The 21,762-nt window shown below is 65.0% G+C and carries 16 protein-coding genes; 9 read left to right on the top strand and 7 right to left on the bottom strand.

All coding sequences use genetic code 11. From position 1 onward, the window contains the following. The first annotated feature begins 9 nt into the window (after nucleotides 1-9). The 3 genes from rfbA to ACFQU1_RS05660 all read left to right on the top strand — a co-directional run bounded on the left by rfbA (nucleotide 10) and on the right by ACFQU1_RS05660 (nucleotide 3,698). Complete coding sequence (gene rfbA, locus ACFQU1_RS05670) at nucleotides 10-882, top strand: glucose-1-phosphate thymidylyltransferase RfbA (RefSeq protein WP_378130195.1); 873 nt, start codon at nucleotides 10-12, stop codon at nucleotides 880-882. A 197-nt stretch (nucleotides 883-1,079) separates the two neighbouring features. Continuing rightward, on the top strand, nucleotides 1,080-2,399 hold the full coding sequence (locus tag ACFQU1_RS05665; protein ID WP_378130193.1) for a UDP-glucose dehydrogenase family protein: 1,320 nt from the start codon (nucleotides 1,080-1,082) through the stop codon (nucleotides 2,397-2,399). 180 nt (nucleotides 2,400-2,579) lie between these two features. Then, nucleotides 2,580-3,698: a glycosyltransferase gene (locus ACFQU1_RS05660; protein WP_378130191.1), complete on the top strand. Its 1,119-nt coding sequence runs from the start codon at nucleotides 2,580-2,582 to the stop codon at nucleotides 3,696-3,698. Nucleotides 3,699-3,742: 44 nt separating this feature from the next. On the opposite strand, the gene ACFQU1_RS05655 is transcribed toward ACFQU1_RS05660, so the two are convergent. The 3 genes from ACFQU1_RS05655 to ACFQU1_RS05645 form a co-directional block, all read right to left on the bottom strand. Next, a complete protein-coding gene (locus ACFQU1_RS05655) occupies nucleotides 3,743-4,795 on the bottom strand; it encodes an SIS domain-containing protein (RefSeq protein WP_378130189.1) in 1,053 nt (350 codons plus the stop codon). An 11-nt stretch (nucleotides 4,796-4,806) separates the two neighbouring features. Then, nucleotides 4,807-5,700 (bottom strand): BadF/BadG/BcrA/BcrD ATPase family protein, encoded by an 894-nt coding sequence (locus ACFQU1_RS05650; protein WP_378130187.1) that lies wholly within the window; start codon nucleotides 5,698-5,700, stop codon nucleotides 4,807-4,809. 83 nt (nucleotides 5,701-5,783) lie between these two features. Further along, nucleotides 5,784-6,812: a cysteine synthase A gene (locus ACFQU1_RS05645; RefSeq protein WP_378130185.1), complete on the bottom strand. Its 1,029-nt coding sequence runs from the start codon at nucleotides 6,810-6,812 to the stop codon at nucleotides 5,784-5,786. 211 nt (nucleotides 6,813-7,023) lie between these two features. Here ACFQU1_RS05645 and lysM point away from each other — a divergent pair, with 211 nt between their 5' ends. Next, nucleotides 7,024-7,470, top strand: coding sequence for a peptidoglycan-binding protein LysM (gene lysM, locus ACFQU1_RS05640; protein ID WP_378130183.1), 447 nt, complete (start codon nucleotides 7,024-7,026; stop codon nucleotides 7,468-7,470). Between the two features lie 84 nt (nucleotides 7,471-7,554). On the opposite strand, the gene ACFQU1_RS05635 is transcribed toward lysM, so the two are convergent. The 4 genes from ACFQU1_RS05635 to ACFQU1_RS05620 form a co-directional block, all read right to left on the bottom strand. Next, nucleotides 7,555-9,201 (bottom strand): ABC transporter ATP-binding protein, encoded by a 1,647-nt coding sequence (locus ACFQU1_RS05635; RefSeq protein WP_378130181.1) that lies wholly within the window; start codon nucleotides 9,199-9,201, stop codon nucleotides 7,555-7,557. Continuing rightward, a complete protein-coding gene (locus ACFQU1_RS05630; protein ID WP_378130179.1) occupies nucleotides 9,201-10,331 on the bottom strand; it encodes an ABC transporter permease subunit in 1,131 nt (376 codons plus the stop codon). Before ACFQU1_RS05630 ends, ACFQU1_RS05635 begins: the two co-directional genes overlap by 1 nt. A 24-nt stretch (nucleotides 10,332-10,355) precedes the next feature. Further along, complete coding sequence (locus tag ACFQU1_RS05625; RefSeq protein WP_378130177.1) at nucleotides 10,356-11,276, bottom strand: ABC transporter permease; 921 nt, start codon at nucleotides 11,274-11,276, stop codon at nucleotides 10,356-10,358. A gap of 97 nt (nucleotides 11,277-11,373) precedes the next feature. Beyond that, complete coding sequence (locus ACFQU1_RS05620; protein ID WP_378131579.1) at nucleotides 11,374-12,987, bottom strand: peptide ABC transporter substrate-binding protein; 1,614 nt, start codon at nucleotides 12,985-12,987, stop codon at nucleotides 11,374-11,376. 466 nt (nucleotides 12,988-13,453) lie between these two features. On the opposite strand from ACFQU1_RS05620, the gene ACFQU1_RS05615 reads away from it, so the two are divergent. The 5 genes from ACFQU1_RS05615 to ACFQU1_RS05595 all read left to right on the top strand — a co-directional run bounded on the left by ACFQU1_RS05615 (nucleotide 13,454) and on the right by ACFQU1_RS05595 (nucleotide 21,748). Then, nucleotides 13,454-14,590 (top strand): efflux RND transporter periplasmic adaptor subunit, encoded by a 1,137-nt coding sequence (locus tag ACFQU1_RS05615; RefSeq protein WP_378130175.1) that lies wholly within the window; start codon nucleotides 13,454-13,456, stop codon nucleotides 14,588-14,590. A 103-nt stretch (nucleotides 14,591-14,693) separates the two neighbouring features. Then, complete coding sequence (locus ACFQU1_RS05610) at nucleotides 14,694-17,873, top strand: efflux RND transporter permease subunit (RefSeq protein ID WP_378130173.1); 3,180 nt, start codon at nucleotides 14,694-14,696, stop codon at nucleotides 17,871-17,873. 31 nt (nucleotides 17,874-17,904) lie between these two features. Next, nucleotides 17,905-20,220 (top strand): xanthine dehydrogenase family protein molybdopterin-binding subunit, encoded by a 2,316-nt coding sequence (locus tag ACFQU1_RS05605; protein WP_378130171.1) that lies wholly within the window; start codon nucleotides 17,905-17,907, stop codon nucleotides 20,218-20,220. A gap of 99 nt (nucleotides 20,221-20,319) precedes the next feature. Continuing rightward, nucleotides 20,320-20,760, top strand: a complete 441-nt coding sequence (locus ACFQU1_RS05600) for a c-type cytochrome (RefSeq protein WP_378130169.1) — start codon at nucleotides 20,320-20,322, stop codon at nucleotides 20,758-20,760. A gap of 37 nt (nucleotides 20,761-20,797) precedes the next feature. Then, entirely contained in the window at nucleotides 20,798-21,748 is a 951-nt protein-coding gene (locus tag ACFQU1_RS05595; RefSeq protein WP_378130167.1) for a c-type cytochrome, read from the top strand. Nucleotides 21,749-21,762 lie beyond the last annotated feature (14 nt).

Genomic DNA, 21,762 nt, shown 5'->3' with positions numbered 1-21,762 from the left:
TTTTGCGGCATGAAGGGCATCATTCTCGCCGGCGGCTCGGGCACGCGGCTTTATCCGCTGACGCTCGCCGTCTCCAAGCAGCTGCTGCCGATCTACGACAAGCCGATGATCTATTACCCGCTGAGCACGCTGATGCTCGCGGGGATCCGCGACATTCTCGTGATCACTACGCCGCGGGATGCTCCCCTCTTTCGCGAACTCCTGAAGGACGGCAGCCAGTTCGGCCTCACGATCGGCTATGCCGTGCAGGACGAGCCGCGCGGCCTCGCCGATGCCTTCATCCTCGGGCGGGAGTTTGTCGGCAGCGACAATGTAGCCTTGGTGCTGGGGGATAATCTCTTCTTCGGCCACGGGCTGCCGGAGCTGCTGCGCAAGGCGGTGGCGCGCAAGAGCGGCGCTACCGTCTTCGGCTATGCCGTGCGCGATCCCGAACGCTATGGCGTCATCGAGCTCGCCGGCGACGGCCGGGCCCTCACCATCGAGGAAAAGCCGCAGAATCCACGCTCCAATTGGGCGGTCACCGGGCTCTACTTCTATGACAACCGCGTGCTTGATATCGCGGCCAATGTGCAGCCGTCGGCGCGCGGCGAAATCGAGATCACGGACGTCAACAATGCCTATCTCGCCCAAGGCGCGCTCCACGTGGAGCTCATGGGCCGCGGCTTCGCCTGGCTCGATACGGGAACGCACGAATCGCTGATGGAGGCAGGCCAGTTCGTGCATATCCTGCAGAAGCGGCAGGATCTGCATATCGCGTCGCCGGAAGAGATCGCCTTTCGGCAGGGCTTCATCGACGAGGCTCAGCTCGCCGCCCTGGCCGCCACGATGGGCCAATCCGGCTACGGGCAGTATCTCCGGCAGATTGCCGCTCAGGCTCGATGACCCGGCGACCTGGTTCCTGACGGGCGTAGCGCAACCCCATAGCGTAAAGCGAGAACTGGGCGGCAGCCGATCGCGACCTATAATGAGCTCAGTGCACCATTGCTGGCGCGACGAGACCGGTTGCCCGCGCTGCGGCTCGGGGGCGCCTTGACCGGAGAGCGGCGGCTCTCTACTCCGCCGGTGAAGGGAGATTTCGCATGCGGATTTCGATGATCGGCACGGGTTACGTGGGGCTCGTCTCTGGCGCCTGCCTGGCCGATTTCGGGCATCACGTCGTTTGTGTGGACAAGGACGAGGCCAAGATCGAGGCCCTTCAACGCGGCGAAATCCCGATCTTCGAACCCGGGCTCGACGTGCTGGTCGCATCGAACGTCAAGGCCGGGCGGCTCTCCTTCGTCACCGAGACCGAGACGGCCGTGCGCGAGGCGCAGGCGGTCTTCATCGCGGTCGGCACGCCCTCGCGCCGCGGCGACGGCCATGCCGATCTCTCCTATATCTATGCGGCGACGCGAGAAATCGCCGCTTGCCTGGACGGCTACAAGATCATCGTCACCAAATCGACGGTGCCGGTCGGAACCGGCGACGAGGTCGAGCGCATTTTGCGCGAGATACGGCCCGATGCCGATTTCGCCGTCGTGTCCAACCCGGAATTCCTGCGCGAAGGCGCCGCGATCTCCGACTTCAAGCGACCGGACCGCATCGTCATCGGCACGGAGGACCCGCGCGCCCGCGAGGTGATGGCCGAGATCTACCGCCCGCTCTATCTCAATGCCGCTCCGATCCTCTTCACGAACAGGCGCTCGTCGGAACTCATCAAATATGCCGCGAATGCCTTCCTCGCCATGAAGATCACTTTCATCAACGAGATGGCCGATCTCTGCGAGCAGGTCGGCGGCAATGTGCAGGACGTCGCGCGCGGCATCGGCCTCGACAACCGCATCGGCCCGAAATTTCTGCATCCCGGCCCCGGCTATGGGGGCTCGTGCTTTCCCAAGGATACGCTCGCCCTGGTGCGCACCGCGACCGAATTCGGCACCCCCTTGCGCATCGTTGAGACGGTCGTCGGCGTCAATGATGCGCGCAAGGCGCATATGGCGCGCAAGGTCGTAGCGGCCGCCGGCGGGGATGTGCGCGGCAAGACGGTCGCCATGCTGGGTCTCACCTTCAAGCCGAACACCGACGACATGCGCGAGGCGCCCTCGATCGCCATCGTCCATTCGCTGCTCGACAAGGGCGCGCGGCTGCGCGTCTACGATCCCGAAGGCATGGACGAGGCCAGGAAGGTGATGCCGGAGGGCCTCGTCTATACGAGCGGGCCCTATGAATGCGCCGAGGGTGCCGATGTGCTCGTCATCGTCACCGAGTGGGACGCTTTCCGGGCGCTCGACCTCGAGCGGCTGAAAACGCTGCTCAAGAAACCGGTGTTCGTCGACCTGCGCAATCTCTACCGGCCGGACGAGCTCAAGCGGCACGGCTTCGATTATGTGGGCGTCGGCGTGCCGGCCAGCGGTGCATGACCCCATAGGCCGGATTATCCAGCTGAGGGACACGCGAAACTCGGCTATAAGGGGAGGGCCGAACAGGCAAGGCGAGCCGGGGGGATAGCCTTGAAGATCCTAGTCGTTCACCAGAATTTTCCCGGACAATTCAGAGGTTTGTTGCGGCATCTGACCGACGCTAAGGCGACGGTCGTGGGCATGGGCACCACCCCATTCCAGGGCGCCCATATCCGCTACCTGCGCTATGCGCCGCCCGCCGTGCAGCCGTCGCGGGACATGATCGTCAATGAGGCGAGCGCCCGGTTGCGCCGCGCGGCAACGGTCGCGGCGCAGGCGCGGCTTCTGAAGCGCGACGGCTTTGAGCCCGATGTGATGCTGGTGCATAGCGGCTGGGGCGAGGCGCTCTATCTCAAGGACATTTTTCCGCGCGCCAAGCTCGTCTGCTACTGCGAGTTCTATTATCGCCGCAGAGGCGCGGATGTCGGCTTCGATCCGGAATTTCCGGTCTCCTCGCTCGACGTTCTGCATCGCTTGAGAATGCGCAATGCCTTCGAGCTCGCGTCGCTCGAGGAGGCCGTCGCCGGCATTTCGCCGACCGAATGGCAGCGCTACACCTATCCGCAGGAATTCCACGGCAAGATCACCGTGCAGCACGAGGGCGTCGATCTCGACGCCATCGCGGATGTGCCGCAAACGGCGGAAGGGGCCTGGCGGGAGACCCTTGGTATCGGTCCGGCGACGCCGGTCGTCAGCTATGTCGCGCGCTATCTCGAACCCTACCGCGGCTTCCATACCTTCATGCGATCCCTGCCGTCGCTTCAGGAGCGGCTGCCCGAAGCGCATGTCGTCGTCGTCGGGTCGGAGAAGGGCGGCTACGGCCGGTCGCCCGGCATTGACCGCAGCTGGAAGGATGTCCTGCTCGAGGAGGTCGGGGGCGCCCTCGACCAGACGCGCATCCATTTTCTCGGAAAGCTCACCTACCGCGACTATGTCGCGGTCTCGCGGCTCTCGAACCTGCATGTCTATCTGACCTATCCCTTCGTGCTGTCCTGGTCGGCGATCGAGGCGATGGCGATGGGGCGCGCCATGGTCGCGTCCAATACGCCGCCGGTCCGGGAGTTCATGACCGATGGCGAGACGGCGCGGCTCGTGGACTTTTTCGATCCCCAAGGGCTCGCCACCACTGCTGCGGAGCTGTTGGGCAATCCCGCCGAACGGCAGCGGCTGGGAGAGAATGCGCGCGCGCTGATCGCTGAGCGCCGGCTCGACCGGCGGGACGCGAGCGAGCGGCTTTATCAGTTTATTCGCCAGCTGTGATCGTCAGCGGAAGGCGGGCCGCCGCCGCGCCGAGCAACGGCCGCTCAGACGGTCTCGGTGACTTTGTTGAGATGCGGCGGCCGGTCGGGATCGAAACCGCGCGCGCGGGCAACCGCATCGGCCAGCGGATAGAAGCTCTGGATGAGGGCGATCGGTGCGGCGAGCGGATCGGCGCTCGCGAGCGGCAGGGCGACGATGCCGGCCTCCTCGGCAGTTTCGGCGGCAGGCCCGGCGACGATGACCGGCACGCCGCGATCGCGCAGCTTCTTGACGAGGTCGCGCATGCCGGCGAGCGTTTCGTCGGGCTGGCTCAGGATCATCACCGGGAAATCGGCACCGGCGAGCGCCTGCGGCCCATGCATCACCTCGGCTGCGCTCACCGCCTCGGCATGAAGGCCGGCGGTCTCCTTCAGCTTCAACGCCGCCTCCTGCGCCACCGCATAGCCCGTACCGCGGCCGACCACATAGAGATCGCGCGCCTGAACGAGGGCAGGGACGGCCGCGCTCCAGTCGCTCGTCAAGGCCTCTTCGAGCATTTCCGGCAGACGCTCGACGGCAGCATGCAGTGCCTGGTCGGCGCTCCACGCGGCGGCGATCTGCAGGACGCCCGCCAGTGAAGCGATGAAGGACTTGGTGGCCGCGACGCTCCGCTCGGGCCCGGCATGGAGCGGCAGCACGACCTCCGACAGGCCGGCCAGCGGCGAGGCCGCATCATTGACCAGCGCGACCGTAGTGGCGCCTTCGGCTCTCGCCGCTTCCGCGAGCTTGAGAAGATCCGGGCTGCGGCCGGACTGGGAGATCGACAGGAAAAGCGCGTCGGCGACCCTGAGCCGCGCCTGATAGACCGAGCTGATGGATGGCCCGACCGAGGCGGTGACGACACCGAGCCGGATCTCGAAGAGATATTTGGCGAAGGTGGCCGCATTGTCGGAACTGCCGCGGGCGCAGGTGACGGCAAAGCGGGGCGGGGCGGCGCGCAGGCGGGCACCGAGCGCGGCGGCGAGCTCGGCATTGGCGGCGATGAGCCGAGCCACGGCCGCCGGCGCCTCGCGGGCCTCGCGCAGCATCGCCGTCTCGCTTGCAGCCTGTGCGGCCATCGTGAACTCCTTCATGTGGTCAATACGGCCTTGGCCCCTCCCGCGTTCCCGCGGGCCATCAGAATGGCGCCGTCGAGCGCATCCGCCGCCGGTGCGACGAGGCGTGCCTGGACGGCGGCCGACAGCCAGGGACGGAGCGGATCCGCCAGGCCGCCGATGAGCGCGATGGTCGGAGCCCCCAACGCGAGAAGCCGGCAGGCGATCGCCTCGATCGCCGCCGCCGCCTCCCGGATGATGGCGCGGGCCACGGCGTCGCGCCGCTCGGCATGCTCCAGGATGAGCGGCGTGAAGCGGCCGAAATCGGCGGGCTTTGCTTGATCCGCCCAATCGACGATCGGCTCGGGATGGCCGCCGAATTCCGCAAGCAGCGCATCGGTCAGTGCGCTCGCCTCGCCGAGCCCGTCGAAGGCGAGCACCGCGCGGCGGATGCCTTCCCGCCCGATCACGGCGCCGCTGCCACCGTCGGAGACGACGGCGCCCCAGCCGCCGACGGAATTACGCTCGCCACCGACCACGGCAAAGCCGCAGGAGCCGGTGCCGACGATGAGGATCGCGCCGTCCGCCCCCTGGGTTGCACCGAGCCAGGCGGCATAGGCATCCGTATCGATCGCAACGCTTGCGAAGGGATGCGGCTCGGCTGCCATGCGTTCACGCGCGCTCGTCTGCGCCGCGCCGGCAAGCCCAAGTCCCGCGTTGAGGCGTGCGAGATCGGCTTCGCCGAGCCCCGCGCCGGCAAGAGCCTCGCGGGCAGCCATCAGGATGGACTGCATGGCGGTCGCCGCGCCCAAGCGGATATTGGCAGGGCCGCCCCTCCCTTCGCCGAGAAGGCGGCCGGCAACGTCGCGGATCCGTGCTCGGCACTGGGTGCCGCCGCCGTCGATGCCGAGGAAGAGGGCGTCCGACATGGTCCTTCACGCGGTCTGGCCGGGTGATTCCGGCGCAATGGCCGGCAGATCACCGCCGCCGGACCGAGAAGTCAAACGCTGTCTCAGAGAAAGGGTGCCCTGACGGTTGCGCCGCGCTCCAGCCAGGCCGGCACGGGGAGATTCTTGGAGCGCAGGAAATCCGGATTGAACAGCTTCGACTGATAGCGCGTGCCGTAGTCGGCGAGAATGGTGACGATGGTGTGACCCGGCCCGAGATGGCGCGCCAGGCGAATGGCCCCCGCCACATTGATGCCGCTCGACCCGCCGAGGCAGAGGCCTTCGTATTCGAGGAGGTCGAAAATAATCGGCAGGGCCTCGCTGTCGGGGATCTGGAAGGAGACGTCGATGGGCGCGCCTTCGAGATTGGCGGTGATCCGCCCCTGGCCGATGCCCTCGGTGATCGAGGAGCCTTCCGACTTCAGCGTTCCCTCGGTGTAGTAGTGATGCAGCGCCGCGCCCATGGGGTCGGCAAGCCCAATCATGACCTTCGGGTTGCGCGCCTTCAAGGCCAAGCCGGTGCCGGCGAGCGTGCCGCCCGTGCCGACGGCGCAGATGAAGCCGTCGATCATGCCGCCGGTCTGATCCCAGATTTCCGGGCCGGTCGTCTCGAGATGCGCCTGACGGTTGGCGACATTGTCGAACTGGTTGGCCCAGATCGCACCCTCGGGCTTGGCCGCGAGCTCATCCGCAAGGCGGCCGGCCACCTTTACGTAATTGTTGGGATTGGCGTAAGGCACCGCCGGCACTTCGACGAGCTCGGCGCCGAGAAGGCGCAGGGCGTCCTTCTTCTCCTGCGACTGCGTCTCGGGAATGACGATCACGGTGCGAAAGCCGAGCGCGTTGGCCACCACGGCGAGGCCGATGCCGGTATTGCCGGCCGTGCCTTCGACGATGGTGCCGCCTGGCTTCAGCGCGCCGCGCGCGACCGCATCCTTGATCAAGAAGAGCGCCGCCCGGTCCTTCACCGACTGGCCGGGATTCATGAATTCGGCCTTGCCCAGGATGGTGCAGCCGGTTGCCTCCGAGGCGCGCTTGAGGCGGATCAGCGGCGTATTGCCGATGACGTCGATCACGCTTGGTGCAGTCGGCATGGCGAGACCCTCATCCAGAATTCGGTGCCTTCGTCGAGATAAGATAGCGGGGCCCTATTGTCCATGATCGCCGCGGCCAAAGACTAAATACCAGAACCGTTTTGTGCATTAGCCGATGCCCAACGGCTGAGCTTGAGCAGGACAGCGGGCGGTTGGGCCGTTATGATGGGATGAGACCTGCAGGCCGGGTCGGCATCAATGGAGAGAATTCATGGGATTGTTCAGCTTCATCAAGGAAGCCGGCGAGAAGCTCTTCGGCGCCAGTGAGGCAAAGGCGGCGACATCCGACGCGCTCAAGCAGGAGGTGGAGAAGCACGGCCTCAAGGCTGACGGGCTGGACATCTCGGTCGAGGGCGACAAGGTTGCCGTGAAGGGCAAGGCGGTTTCGACCGAAGAGGCCGAAAAGATCATCCTCGCCCTCGGCAACACGATCGGCGTCGCCAGCGTTGACAGCGGCCTCATCGTCGAGAAGGAGGCGCCCGCGGCCACCATGTATACGGTGAAGAAGGGCGACACCCTCTGGAAGATCGCCGAAGAGAGCTATGGCAAGGGCAACGGTGCCAAATACAACGGGATCTTCGAGGCGAACAAGCCGATGCTCACGCATCCGGACAAGATCTATCCCGGCCAGGTGCTGCGCATTCCGCCGCTGTCGTAAAGGGCGGTTCATTCTGTCATCCCGGACAGCGCCTTTGGCGCGTCCGGGAGATGGTCGGGGATGACGCGATAAACGCCTCTTCGATTACCGAAACGTCCGCCCGTCCGGATTGTCGAGAAAGGCGGCGGCGATGAGTTCGCGCGTGTAGGGTTCGTGCGCCTCCGTGAAGATTGCGTCGACCGAGCCGCGCTCGACCACCTCGCCCGCCTTCATGACCAGGATCTCGTCGGAGAGCGCGCGCACGACCGCGAGATCATGGCTGATGAAGAGATAGGCGAGGCCGTATTTTTCCTGGAGGCGGCGCAGGAGCTCGACGATCGATTTCTGCACGGAGCGATCGAGAGCCGAGGTCGGCTCGTCGAGCACCACCAGTTTCGGCTTCAGGATCATGCTCCGCGCAATGGCGATGCGCTGGCGCTGGCCGCCGGAAAACTCATGCGGAAAGCGATGGCGGGTCGCGGGGTCGAGCCAGACCTCCGCAAAGGCCTCGGCCGCGCGCCGGTCGCGTTCGCCGCGGCTCAAGCCAGGTTCATGCACCAGCAGTCCTTCGGTCACTATCTCGCCTGCCGTCAGGCGCGGTGACAGCGACCCATAAGGATCCTGGAAGACGAGCTGCAGATGGCGCCGCAAGGGACGCATGGCGCGCCGGTCTTGTGGCGCGACGAGGCGGTCCTCGTAGCGCACGAGACCCGATGCCGGCACAAGGCGGAGCACAGCCCGGCCGAGCGTCGACTTGCCCGACCCGGACTCGCCGACCACGCCCACCGTCTCGCCTTGACGGATGACGAGATCGACGCCCTTCACGGCGGCGATGGCTTGCCGCCGGCGTGTGAACAAGCCGCCCTGCGACCGGAAGGTGACGCTCACCCCCTCCGCCATCAGAACCGTCGGGCTCTCGGCGGGCGGCGGGCTCTTGCGGCCGGTCGGCTCGGCATCGATCAGCATGCGCGTATAGGGATCGCGCGGCTTGGCGAAAATCTCGTCGGTCGGGCCGTCTTCGACCACCACGCCCTGGCGCATGACATAGGTGCGGCGGGCAAAACGCCGGACAATCCCGAGATCGTGGGTGATGAAAACGATCGCCATGCCGAATTCGCGCTGCAGCTCGACGAGGAGATCGAGGACGCGGGCCTGGACCGTGACGTCGAGGGCGGTCGTCGGCTCATCGGCGATCAGGAGATCCGGGCCGTTGGCGAGCGCCATGGCGATCATCACGCGCTGGCGCTGGCCCCCCGACAATTCATGCGGATAGGCGTCGATCCGCTCTTCAGGGTTCGGAATGTGGACGCGGTCAAGCAGCGCGACCGCACGTTTGCGCGCCTCGCGACGGCTCAAGCCGCCATGGATCATCAGCAGTTCGCAGAGCTGATGGCCGATGCGGTAGAGCGGGTCGAGCGAGGTCATCGGCTCCTGGAAGATCATGGTGATCTTCTTGCCGCGGTAGCGGTTCAGCGCCTGTTGGGAGAGATCGAGCAACTCATCGCCGCGATAGCGCACCGAGCCCTCGGCACGGCCATTGGCGGCGAGAAGCCCCATCGCGGCCATCATGGTCTGGCTCTTGCCGGACCCGGATTCGCCGACGATGGCGACGGTTTCGCCGGCGGCGATGTCGAGATCGACGCCTTTCACCGCCTCGACGGGGCCGTCGGGCGTGGCAAAGCCCACGGTGAGGCCACGGATCGACAGAACGGCTTCCGGCCGGCGGAAGGCATCGGGGGCGCGCGCCGGCATCAGCGATCCCGCGGATCGAGCGCGTCCCGCAGGCCGTCGCCGATGAAATTCAGCGCGAAGAGTGTCGCGACGAAGAAGATGGACGGAAAGATGATGAGATAGGGCGCGTTCTGGATGTTGTTGGCGCCTTCGGCAATGAGCACGCCCCAGCTCGTCAGGGGCGCCTGCACGCCGAGGCCGAGGAAGGAGAGGAAGCTTTCCAATAGAATGATCTTCGGCACCATCAGCGTCATGAAGACGACGACCGGCCCCAGCAGATTGGGGATGATGTGCCGGCGCAGAATGGCGGAAGAGGGGACGCCGAGCGCATGCGCCGCCTCCACGAATTCTCGCCGCTTCAGGGCCAAAGTCTGGCCGCGGGTGATGCGCGCCATGTCGAGCCATTCGACCGCGCCGATAGCGACGAAGATGAGCACGAAATTCCGCCCGAAATAGACGACGAGCAGGATGACGAAAAACACGAAGGGCAGGGAATAGAGGATATCGACGAAGCGCATCATGAGCGCATCGATACGCCCGCCGAGAAAGCCTGCCGTCGCGCCGTAGGTCACGCCGATCACGAGGCTCACGAAGGTGGCGAGCAGCCCGACCAGGAGCGACACCCGCCCGCCGATCATGATTCGCGTCATGAGATCGCGACCGCTCAAATCGGTGCCCATGAGAAAGCGCACGCGCTGCACGGTGCCGGCCACGGTAAGGCTGCGGCCCTCGTCGGCCGTCCCGATGACATGGGTGTCGCGGAACTGGTCGACGCGGTCGATATAACGCGTGTTGCGCGGGTCGATCGGGTTGGGCGAGGTCAGCGTCACGGCGAAGGTGGAGCCGGTGACGGCGAAATCGCGCATGCCGAGACGGGCGCGCGCAACGGCCTCCTTCATCGCCCCTTCGAGCTCGGCCATCGGCGGATGCGGTTCGAGGCTCGGCGGGACCCCGACATAGGACCGATAGACATAGTCGTAAGGATGCGGCGACAGCCACGGCCCGACGATGCAGAAGAGGGCGATGGTGACGAGCACGACAACGCTCGTCACGGCGGCGCGGTTGCGGCGGAGCCTGAGGAGCGCCAGCGCGGTCAGGCTGCGGCCGGCCGGTGCCGCAACAGGCGCGGGAGTGAGCAGCGTGTCGCTCATGGCGAGCGCCGGGGCGAGCGACTTTCACTCATAGCGCACCCTTGGATCAAGCGCCGCATAGAGGAGGTCGACGAGAAGATTGAAGATGACGACGAAGCCGGCGAGCATCACGACCGTTCCCATGACCAGCGTGTAATCGCGGTTGAGCGCGCCGTCGACGAAATAGGCGCCCACGCCCGGGATCGCGAAGATCTTCTCGATCACCACCGAGCCGGTGACGAGCGCCGCCGCGGCCGGCCCGAGATAGGAGATGACGGGCAGGATCGCACCCCTGAGGGCATGCGCGACGATGACGCGGCCGGGCAGGCCGCTCGCCCGCAGCGTGCGGATATGATCGGCGCGCAGGGCCTCGATCATCGCGCCGCGCGTGAGCCGCGCGATGACGGCGGTCTGCGGTAGGGCGAGCGCGATCGTCGGCAGGATGCGGTAGGCAAGGCTGCCGTTGCCCCAGCCGCCGAGTGGGAGAAGGCCGAGCCCCAGGCCGAAGACGAGCTGCAGAACGGGGGCGACGACGAAGTTCGGCACCGTGACGCCGACGGTCGCAACCGCCATCACCGAATAGTCGCTCGTCGTGTTCTGGCGCAGCGCGGCTGCGCATCCGGCGAGGATACCGCCGAGAACAGCAATGAAGAGCGCACCGAAGCCGAGCGAGAGCGAATAGGGCAGGCCGCGGGCCAGCATCTCGCCCACCGTGAAGTCGATCGCCGAATAGCTCGGGCCGAGATCCCCGTGGAGGAGCTTGCCGAGATAATCGAGATATTGTTGGCCGAGCGGCCGATCGAGACTATAGGCGCGCTTCAGGTTTTCGAGAACCTGCGGGGCGAGCGGCTGTTCCTGGTCGAAAGGGCCACCCGGCGCGAAGCGCACGAGGAAGAAGGCGATGGTGACGATGATGAAGAGCGTCGGGATCGTGCTGGCAAGCCGTTTCAGCATATAGAAGAGCATCGATCACTCCCCCGACCGGGCTTCTCCTCGCCCAGGCTACTCCTGCCGCAATTCTCTGGCCCCGATTCTCTGGCCCAAAGGGGGGCTGTCGGCCTCCTCAGGGTACTATGCTGATGTAGCGGCTGCGATGCACGTTCTGCACATTGTCCTCGTAGCCCTTCACCTTCGGCGAAACGAGGTGGAGCGAGGCGCGGTAAAGCAGCGGCACGACCGGTTCGTCCTGCATGATCGTGCCCTCCGCCTGCTGCAGGAGCTGCATGCGAGCGGCCGGGTCGAGCGTCTCGTCCGATTTCTTCATCGTCGCATCATAAGCGGGGTTTTTGTAGCGCGAGTAGTTGCTCACCGCGTTGCTGGATAATCCGAGGAAAAGGAAATTCTGCGGATCGGCATAGTCGCCGACCCAGCCCGCGCGCGCCACGTCGAAATCGCCCTTATTCTGTAGATAGGCGTAATGGCTCTTGATGTCGCTGTTCAGGAGCGTGACGTCGGCGCCGAGCACGGATTTCCACATGTCGGCGACGGCGGTCGCAGTCTTCTGGTTGGTGTCGCTCGTATTGTAGCGGATCTCGATCTTGAGCGGCTTCAGGCCCGGGCCGTAACCGGCTTGCCTGAGAAGCTCCTTGGCCTTGTCCTCGCGATCGAGTTGGGAAAGCTCGGCATCGGCGATCTTCGGCGGGGTATAATTCGAGAGCCCCGGCGGCGTCAGGCGATAGGCCGGTACGGCGGCACCGCCCCAGATCTGGTTCGCGAGGAAATCGCGGTCGATGGCGAGCGACAGGGCGTGCCGCACGCGCGGGTCGTTGAAGGGCGGCTTCTGCGAATTGAGTGCGTAGTATTCGATGGCGAGATAAGGCGCCGTACGCACCTGGCCATCGAGCTTCTCACGCAGGAAGGCGAGCTGGTCGACGGGGAACTGGTAGTTGGTGTCGAGCTCACCGGCCATGAAGCGGCGCACCGCGGCGGCGCTGTCTTCCGTCGGGTAAAAGATGACGCTGTCGAGCTTCACGTCCTTGGCGTCATAATAATAGGGATTCTTGACGAGCTTGATGCGGTCGCCCGGCACATATTCGGCGAGCATGAAGGCGCCGTTCGACACGAGATTGCCGGGACGCATGAAGTCCTTGCCGAATTTCTCGACATTCGGCGGGTAGAGCGGCAAGGCCGTCTGATGCGTCAGAAGCTCCAGAAAATACGGAGTCTGGCGCTCGAGCGTGATCTCCAGCCTGCGGTCGTCGACGGCACGCACGCCGAGCTCGTCAGGCTTCAAGCTGCCCTTGTTGACCTTCTCGGCATTCTTCAGCGGGTAATAGAGGCTCGCATATCGGGCGGCGGTCTGTGGATCGAGCATGCGGCGGAAGGAAAAGACGAAGTCCGACGCCTTGACCGGTTCGCCGTTGGACCATTTGCCATTTTCACGCAGCGTAAAGGTGTAGACCGTGCCGTCCTTGGAGAGCGACCAGCTTTCGGCGGCAGCCGGCGCCACCTTGCCTTTGGCGTCATAGGCGACGAGGCCGTCGTAGAGGTCGCGCAGAATGTTGGCCTCGACGTCGAAGGTCGTGAGTTGCTGATCGAGCGTCTTGGGCTCGCCTGCATTGCCACGGCGATAGACCACCTCGGCCGTCGCTGCGGCGCACAATCCGATCGACACCAACAGTGCCAAAAGGGTCGTGCCGAGAAACGTTCGCAGGCCTGCCTGCCGTGGATCATGCATCACGCGTGCCTCCCGTCGCCGAATGCAGCCAAGCGTAGCCTATTGTAACGGCCTTGGCAGCGGATTCGACTAGAGATTATTGTGAAATCGTCCATCTTTGCCGTCCGGTATAGTTAATTTTGGCCTCGGAATGACTGGCGAGATGTCTCTCTCGACCTCTGAAGAGCGCCAGAATGCCAGTATCTGCTGAATCGGTGCAGGCCTGCAACGCAAGCGTGTGCCTCGGCGAGAGTCACACCATGGCCACAACGTCCGGCCAAGGTTCAGTTATTGCGCGTTGCAACAGAGCGCGCACTTGACAGATGGTCGGGGGACCGGGAATGGCATTGTGCACTGCAATGCCAAAGCCGGTCTATGTGCGTTAGCGCACTTGTAATCGGACTTTGGCTGGGCACCTATAAGGCGCAATTGCGGTAAGGTGCTCGTCACGAGACGCCGCGCCACCGAAGCCGACGTGAGTAAGGTTATGCAAACCAGGACATTCGCCCGCTGTCTTGCCGTGCTCGCGGCCCTTGTGGCAGCGCCCACGCTTGCCTCGGCCCAAATGCCGGGAGGGCCTCCGCCGCCGGTCACGGTGGCCAAGCCCGTCGTCAAGGACATCGTCGATTATGACGAGTTCACCGGTCGTTTCGCGGCAATCGACGCAGTCGAGGTGCGATCGCGCGTCAGCGGCTATCTCGATACGGTGGCTTTCGTGGACGGCGCCTATGTGAACAAGGGCGACCTACTCTTCGTCATCGACCGGCGGCCCTATAAGGCGACGCTCGATCAGGCACAGGCGACGCTCGTCTCTGCCCAGGCGAAGCTGAAATTTGCGCAGACGGATCTCGAGCGCGCGCAGTCACTGTCGCGCACCGGCAATATCTCCGAACAGTTGCTCGATCAGCGGCAGCAGACGTTCCTGACGGCTCAGGCCGATATCGATGGGGCGCAGGCAGCCGTGCGCGAGGCACAGCTGAATTACGAGTTCACGGAAATCAAGGCGCCGATTTCCGGCCGCATCAGCCGCAAGCTGGTGAGCGTCGGCAATCTGGTGAATGCCAACGACACGCTGCTCACGACGATCGTCTCGCGCGATCCGATCTATTTCTATTTCGATCTCGATGAGCGGTCGTTCCTCGCCTACAACAAGGTGTTCAACCTCGTTGCCGACAGCATGAGCAAGGTGAAGCCGGTCGAGGTGAAGATCGCACTCAGCGACGAGCGCGAACCGAGTTTCACCGGCACGCTCGACTTCGTCGACAACCGCATGGACCAGGCCACCGGCACCATGCGTGTGCGGGTCGTCGTCAAGAATCCCGAATTCAAGATCACGCCCGGCCTGTTCGGACGCGTGCTGTTCCCGGGCTCGCCGCTCTACAAGGCGGTTCTCCTGCCGGATGAGGCGATCGGGACCGACCAGGACCGGCGCATCGTCTGGGTGGTCGCCGAAGACGGCACGGTGTCGCCGCGGGTCGTGCGGCTCGGCCCGAAATCGAGCGGCTACCGGGTCATCCGCGACGGGTTGAAGGGCGACGAGACGGTCGTCGTCGTCGGCCTGCAGCGCGTGCGCCCGGGCGCCAAAGTCACCCCGCAAATGACGACGCTGCCGCCGCAGAGATAGTGGCGGCGACAGAAGAGACCTCGATCCCGGACTGGGGTGAGGCAATCACGATCGACGAAATGTCCGGTCGGCAGACGGCTTGTGGAGCGAAGGACGACATCCGATGAAGTTCACCCATTTCTTCGTCGACCGGCCCATCTTCGCTTCGGTCCTGTCGATCGTCCTCGTCCTCGTCGGCTACATCTCCTATATCGCCTTGCCGGTGGCGCAATATCCGGAAATCGCGCCGCCGACGATCACCGTGCGCGCGACCTATCCGGGTGCCAATGCCGAGACGGTGGCGGCCACGGTCGCAACCCCGATCGAACAGGAGATCAACGGTGTGGAGGACATGCTCTACATGTCCTCCTACTCGGCCTCCGACGGCACGATGACGCTGACGATCACCTTCAAGATCGGCACCGACCTCGATCAGGCCAACGTGCTTGTGCAGAACCGCGTTGCGGTGGCGGAGCCGCGCCTGCCGCAGGAGGTGCGCCAGCTCGGCATCGTGACCCGCAAGGCCTCGTCCGACTTCCTCATGGTCGTGCATATCCTGTCGCCAGATGACAGCTACGACCTGCTTTATCTCTCCAATTATGCCCTCATCCGCGTTCGCGATGCGCTGCTGCGCCTCGAGGGCGTCGGTGACATCCAGGTGTTCGGGGCACGGCAATATTCGTTGCGTGCCTGGCTCAATCCGAACAGGCTTTCCTCCTATGGCCTTACTGCGGGCGACGTTGTCAGCGCTCTGCAGGAGCAGAACATCCAGGTCTCCGGCGGCTCCCTCGGCGCCCCGCCGTTCGGCGGTACCGATCCGGCGTTCCAGCTGACCGTGCAGACGCAGGGGCGGTTCAGCGAGGTCGGGCAGTTCCGCAATATCATCGTGAAGACCGGCGATGCCGGCCAGCTGGTCCGACTCTCAGACGTCGCTCGGGTCGAACTCGCAGCACAGGACTACAGCACGAATTCTTATCTGGACGGCAAGGAAGCGATCGCCATCGGTGTCTTCCAGCGGCCGGGCACGAACGCGCTGCAGGCCGCGCGCGACGTGATCGCCAAGATGGAGGAGTTGAAGCGCGACTTCCCCCAGGGCATCGACTACACCATCGTCTACAACCCGACGAGCTACATCCAGGCGAGCGTTGACGAGGTCTACAAGACCCTGTTCGAGGCTGTCATCCTCGTCGTGATCGTGGTGATCGTCTTCCTGCAGTCGTGGCGCACGGCGCTTATCCCGATCATCGCCATCCCCGTGTCGCTGATCGGCACCTTTGCGGTGCTGGCAGCCTTCGGATTCTCCCTCAATACATTGACTCTTTTCGGCCTGGTGCTCGCCATCGGCATCGTGGTCGACGACGCGATCGTCGTGGTGGAGAATGTCGAACGCAACATATCGCTCGGGCTCTCACCGCGGGATGCAGCCCACCGCACCATGGACGAGGTCGGCAGCGCGGTCGTCGCCATCGCGCTCGTGCTATCGGCGGTGTTCATTCCAACCGCCTTCATTCCCGGCATTTCGGGCCGGTTCTATCAGCAGTTCGCGGTCACGATCGCTGCTTCGACGATCATCTCCGCCTTCAATTCACTCACGCTGTCGCCGGCGCTCTGCGCCTTGCTCCTGAAGGCCCATGATCCCGGGCACCGGTCGCGCAATCCGCTCGTGCGCTTCGGGCGGTTCCTCGGCGGCGGATTCAACCGTGGCTTCGACAAGACGGCGCACGGCTACTCCCGAGCGGTGCGGGGGCTCGTCGCCCATAAGCTCGTCCTGCTCATCGGCCTTGCGGTTTATGCCGGGCTTGTGGGCGCGACCGTCTATACGACGCGCATCGTGCCGACCGGCTTCATCCCGGCGCAGGACCAGGGCTATCTGATCGTCGTCGTCCAGCTGCCCGACGGTGCCTCGCTCGAACGCACGGACGCTGCTGTGCAGAAGGCGACCAAGATCGCGCTGGACACACCCGGCATTTCGCATGTGGTGGCGCTGCCCGGCCTCGATGGCTCGACCTTCACCATCGCGCCCAATGCGGCCGTGATCTTCACGACGCTCGATCCCTTCGAGGAACGACTGCCGAAGGGCCAGACCGCCAATGGCATCGCCGGCCAGTTGATCGGCAGTCTCCAGGCGATCCAGGAGGCTTTCACCATCGCCGTTCCGCCGCCACCGGTCCAGGGCCTCGGCAATGCCGGCGGCTTCAAGATGCAGCTCGAGGACCGCAATGGCGTCGGCGTCAGGCAGGTGCTCGCGGCGGCAGGCGACATCATTGCCCGCGCCAATCAGGACCCGAACCTGGTGCGCGTGTTCACCACTTTCGGCGCCAATACGCCGCAGATCTATCTCGACATCGATCGCACCAAGGCGCGTATGCTCAATGTGCCGATCGGCAATATCTTCGAGGCGCTGCAGGTCAATTTGGGCTCGGCCTATGTTAATGATTTCAACGCCTTCGGCCGCGTCTATCAGGTGCGGGCGCAGGCCGATGCGCGCTTCCGCATGGATCGCGAGCAGATCGAACGTTTCAAGGTGCGCAATACGACCGGTGACCTCGTGCCACTCGGCTCGCTCATCGAGATTCGCGACGTTGCTGGGCCGAATCTGATCCAGCGCTACAATATGTATACGAGCGTGCCGATCCAGGGCGATACGGCGCCCAACGTCTCCTCGGGTGTGGGACTCTCTTCCATGGAGCGTATCGCCCACGAACTTCTGCCGCAGGGCATCAGCTTCGAGTGGACCGATATCGCCTTCCAGGAACAGCAGGCCGGCAATACGGCGGCCTTCATCTTCGCGCTCGCCGTGCTCTTCGTCTTCCTGGTGCTCGCGGCCCAATACGAAAGCTGGGCGCTGCCGCTCGCCATCGTGCTCATCGTGCCGATGAGCGTGCTGTCGGCCATGATCGGCGTGATGATCCGCGGCATGGACAACAACATCCTGACGCAGATCGGTCTTGTCGTGCTCGTGGGCCTTGCCGCGAAGAACGCCATCCTTATCGTGGAGTTCGCCCGGCAGGCGGAAGAACATGGCAACGGCCCGGTCGCCGCGGTGGTCGAGGCCTGCCGCCTCAGGCTGCGGCCCATTCTGATGACGGCCTTCGCCTTCATCCTCGGCGTTCTGCCGCTCGTCATCGCCCAGGGGCCCGGCGCGGAGATGCGCCAGGCTCTCGGCACGGCCGTGTTTTTCGGTATGATCGGCGTGACGTTCTTCGGCCTCTTCCTCACACCGGTCTTTTATGTGGTGTTGCGTATGCTTACGCTCTGGATGCGCCCGGAGCGGAGGGCGGTGGCCGACCAGCCGACACCTTGATGGATTTTCATAAACCAGGAGTTTTCGGGCGATGACGGCACGAAAGTTCGGCATTGGGCAGCCCGCGCGGCGGGTCGAAGATCTGCGTTTCCTCACCGGCGCGGGCACTTACACCTCCGATGTTCTGCCAGCCGGCACCGCTCATGCCGTCGTCGTTCGCAGTCCGCATGCCCATGCCCGGTTCCGAATCACCGATGTCGATACGGCACGCGCCATGCCGGGCGTGCTGGCGATCCTGACCCATGCCGACATCGCTGAGCTCGGCGAGCTCAAATGCATGTCGGGAGTGAAGAACCGCGACGGCTCGCCGCTCCACCGCACCTCCTATCCGATCCTTGCCAAGGATGTGGCGCGCCACGTCGGCGATGCCGTCGCCTTTGTCGTCGCGGAGACCGTCGAGCAAGCGCGCGAGGCGGCCGAGGCGGTCATGATCGACTGGGAGCCCTTGCCGGCGGCCGTTGATATCGACGCCTCGCTCGCCGAGGGCGCGCCGCTCGTGCGGCCGGAGCTCGGCACCAATATCGCCTTCGACGTTGCGGTCGGCGACGAGGACAAGACGGCGAAAGCCTTCGCCAAGGCGCATCGAATCGTCGGCATCGATCTCATCAACAATCGGCTCATTGCCAATTATCTCGAGACCCGCGCCTGCCTCGCCGAATATGATACGGCGAGCGGCCGCTGGACGATCACACTCGGCAGCCAGGGTGCCCATGGCATCCGCGACAATCTCGCGGAGAATCTTCTCAAGGTCGATCCGTCGCGCATCCGCGTCATCACGCCGGATGTAGGCGGCGGATTCGGCACCAAGATCTTCATGTATCGCGAATATCCGTTATGCGCGGTTGCGGCTGAGCGCCTCGGGCGGCCGGTGCGCTGGGTGGCGGAGCGCGGCGAGCATTTCATGGCCGACACCCACGGCCGGGCCAATGCGACCCGTGCGGAGATGGCGCTCGACCGACGCGGCCGCTTCCTCGGCCTGCGCATCGACCTGCGCGCCGACATGGGCGCCTATCTCTCGCAATTCGCACCCTATATCCCGACCGAGGGTGTGCGCATGGGGCCGGGCTGCTACGACATCCCCGCCGTCTCTGCGCGGGTGCGCGGCGTCTATACCAATACCGTGCCGGTCGATGCCTATCGCGGCGCAGGTCGCCCCGAAGCCGCCTATATGATCGAGCGGCTCGTCGACCATATCGCGCGCGAGATCGGCATGGAGCCGGACAAGCTGCGCGCGATCAACTTCATCAAGCCCTCTGACATGCCGCACCGCACGCAGACGGGGCGGCTCTACGACACCGGCGAATTCGAGGGGCATATGCGCCGCGCGATGGAAGTCGCGGACTGGGCCGGCTTCAAGGAGCGGCTGAAGGTCTCGCGCCGTGCCGGCAAGCTGCGCGGCATCGGATTGGCCACCTATATCGAGGCCTGTTCCGGTGGCGGCCCGGAGGCTGCGACCGTGAGCCTCGAGAAGGACGGTTCGCTGAAGGTGCTGATCGGCACGCAGTCGAACGGCCAAGGCCATGCGACGGCCTATGCGCAGATCGTCTCCGAGCATTTCGACGTGCCGCTCGACAAGGTGACGGTCATTCAGGGCGACACGGCCCTGGTCGCGACCGGCGAAGGCACTGGCGGCTCACGCTCCATCCCGGTGGGTGGTGCAGCCCTTGCCGGGGCGAGCCGGCAGCTTGCCGACAGGCTGAAAGATCTCGCCGCGGATGCGCTCGAAGCCTCGACAGCCGACATGGAGATCGACGGCGGAACGATCCGGATCGCCGGTACCGATCGATCGCTGTCGCTTGCCGATGTGGCGGCTTTGCCGGCAGCGACCCGGGAGGCGGTCACCATTGCCGATGACTGGACGCCTCCAGAGGCGACCTATCCGAACGGCAGCCATATCTGCGAGCTCGAGATCGATCCGGACACCGGCGGCGTGATCATCGAGCGTTATACGGTGGTGGACGATTTCGGACGCGCGATGAATCCACTGCTGCTCGCCGGCCAGGTGCATGGCGGGGCGGCCCAGGGCATTGGCCAGGCGCTTCTGGAGCGCACCTTCTTCGATGCCGAGGGCCAGCTCGTCACAGCCTCGCTGATGGACTACGGCCTGCCGCGCGCCGACCTCATCCCCGCCTTCGTCTTCGAGACACGCAACGTGGCCTCGACGACCAATGCGCTCGGCATGAAGGGTGCGGGTGAGGCTGGCGCGATCGGCGCCTGCCCGGCGGTGATGAACGCCGTCGTGGATGCGCTCTATCGCGCGCGCGGCATTCGCCATATCGACATGCCGGCTACGCCCGACAAGATCTTCGCCGCCCTCACGGCGGCCGAAGAGGCGAAAGCGGCCTGACAGCGTCGCATTTGGTAAGGAGCCGTTCACATGCTCGTCATTAGAACGGCTCTAGTTCAATGCTAAGCATGAGCTGACGCCATTCTGCGAGGAAACCTCATGATTCGCTTCGTCCTTGTTGCAGCCGGCCTGTGCCTCGGCGCCAGTGTCGTTCTCGCCCAGAGCGAGGATCCCATTACCATGCGCCAGGATCTGATGAAGGCGAATGGCCGGGCAGCCAAGACGGCTACGGCCATGGTGCGCGGCCAGGCGCCCTTCGAGCTCGCCCAGGCGCAGGAGGTCCTGCAGACCTACGTCAATACGGCGGACAAGTTCGGCGCGCTGTTCCCGGAGACGTCGAAGACGGGCCACGAGACGACGGCAGCGCCTAAGATCTGGGAAGACAAGGCCGGTTTCGAGGCGGCTGTCGCCAAGTTCGGCGCCGACGCCCGCAAGGGCCTTGCCGACACCAAGGACCTGGAGACTTTCAAGGTCGCCTTTGCCGCAGTCGGTCGCAACTGCAGCTCCTGCCACGAGACCTTCCGCATCAAGAAGAACTGACGGCGTCCCGACTGGAGAGACGTGCCGGAGTAGACCCATGAAGCGTCTCCTGGGCGGCCTCGTGCTTCTCGTGGTCGTCGGCGCAGCTGCGTTCTGGATTCTGACGAGCCCTCGCTGGCAGAGCGATATCGGTCCCATTCCGGCGGGGGCGCCCAATCTCGACAACGGCCGTGCGATGTTCTTCGCCGGCGACTGCACCTCCTGTCATGCGACGCCCGGCCAGCCGGACAAGACGCGGCTCGGCGGCGGTCTCGCGCTGACCTCTGCCTTCGGCACCTTCTATGTTCCGAACGTGTCGCCGGATGTCCGCGACGGCATCGGCGGCTGGACGGTCGAGCAATTCGCGCGGGCGATGCATGCGGGCGTCGCTCCGGACGGACAGCACCTTTATCCGTCCTTTCCCTATACGTCCTTCCAGCGCATGACGGCGACGGATCTGCGCGATCTCTTCGCCTTCATGAAGACATTGCCGGCCGTGCAGGGCCGGGTGCGCGAGCACGCGCTGAGCTTCCCCTATAACATCCGGCGCGGCCTCGGCTTGTGGAAGCTGCGCTATCTCGACGGGGCGGTCTTTCAACCCGATCCGAGCAAGAGCGCGGCCTGGAACCGCGGCGCCTATTTGGTCGAGGGCCCCGCCCATTGCGCCGAATGCCATAGCCCGCGCGATGCCTTCGGCGGCATCATCCCCGACAGGCGCTTCACCGGCGGGCCCAATCCCGATGGCCGCGGCTTCGTGCCAAACATCACGCCCGATCCGGAAACCGGCATCGGCAAATGGACGAAGGCCGATCTGGTGGAACTGCTCACCACCGGCTTCACGCCGGAGTTCGATTCGGTCGGCAGCAATATGGCCTCGGTGGTCGAGAACACCTCCAAGCTCTCGCAGGCCGACCGCGAGGCGATCGCCGACTATATTCTGTCGCTCGCACCGAAACCGGCGACACGGCCGCCCGCGCAGTCTGCGCCGGCCGGGCAGTCGGGCGGATAGATACGGCCGCCGCC

The sequence above is a fragment of the Chelatococcus sp. GCM10030263 genome (genome assembly GCF_042666455.1).
Lineage (GTDB): Bacteria > Pseudomonadota > Alphaproteobacteria > Rhizobiales > Beijerinckiaceae > Chelatococcus.
The sequence above is the reverse complement of the archived record's forward strand: the minus strand, read 5'-3'. Positions and strand labels throughout refer to the sequence as shown.

Bases quoted from the DNA above. Each gene is read 5' to 3' on its own strand.
- rfbA (WP_378130195.1), top strand. From the start codon at position 10: ATGAAGGGCATCATTCTCGCCGGCGGCTCGGGCACGCGGCTTTATCCG.
- ACFQU1_RS05665 (WP_378130193.1), top strand. From the start codon at position 1,080: ATGCGGATTTCGATGATCGGCACGGGTTACGTGGGGCTCGTCTCTGGC.
- ACFQU1_RS05660 (WP_378130191.1), top strand. From the start codon at position 2,580: ATGGGCACCACCCCATTCCAGGGCGCCCATATCCGCTACCTGCGCTAT.
- ACFQU1_RS05655 (WP_378130189.1), bottom strand. From the start codon at position 4,795: ATGGCCGCACAGGCTGCAAGCGAGACGGCGATGCTGCGCGAGGCCCGC.
- ACFQU1_RS05650 (WP_378130187.1), bottom strand. From the start codon at position 5,700: ATGTCGGACGCCCTCTTCCTCGGCATCGACGGCGGCGGCACCCAGTGC.
- ACFQU1_RS05645 (WP_378130185.1), bottom strand. From the start codon at position 6,812: ATGCCGACTGCACCAAGCGTGATCGACGTCATCGGCAATACGCCGCTG.
- lysM (WP_378130183.1), top strand. From the start codon at position 7,024: ATGGGATTGTTCAGCTTCATCAAGGAAGCCGGCGAGAAGCTCTTCGGC.
- ACFQU1_RS05635 (WP_378130181.1), bottom strand. From the start codon at position 9,201: ATGCCGGCGCGCGCCCCCGATGCCTTCCGCCGGCCGGAAGCCGTTCTG.
- ACFQU1_RS05630 (WP_378130179.1), bottom strand. From the start codon at position 10,331: ATGAGCGACACGCTGCTCACTCCCGCGCCTGTTGCGGCACCGGCCGGC.
- ACFQU1_RS05625 (WP_378130177.1), bottom strand. From the start codon at position 11,276: ATGCTCTTCTATATGCTGAAACGGCTTGCCAGCACGATCCCGACGCTC.
- ACFQU1_RS05620 (WP_378131579.1), bottom strand. From the start codon at position 12,987: ATGCATGATCCACGGCAGGCAGGCCTGCGAACGTTTCTCGGCACGACC.
- ACFQU1_RS05615 (WP_378130175.1), top strand. From the start codon at position 13,454: ATGCAAACCAGGACATTCGCCCGCTGTCTTGCCGTGCTCGCGGCCCTT.
- ACFQU1_RS05610 (WP_378130173.1), top strand. From the start codon at position 14,694: ATGAAGTTCACCCATTTCTTCGTCGACCGGCCCATCTTCGCTTCGGTC.
- ACFQU1_RS05605 (WP_378130171.1), top strand. From the start codon at position 17,905: ATGACGGCACGAAAGTTCGGCATTGGGCAGCCCGCGCGGCGGGTCGAA.
- ACFQU1_RS05600 (WP_378130169.1), top strand. From the start codon at position 20,320: ATGATTCGCTTCGTCCTTGTTGCAGCCGGCCTGTGCCTCGGCGCCAGT.
- ACFQU1_RS05595 (WP_378130167.1), top strand. From the start codon at position 20,798: ATGAAGCGTCTCCTGGGCGGCCTCGTGCTTCTCGTGGTCGTCGGCGCA.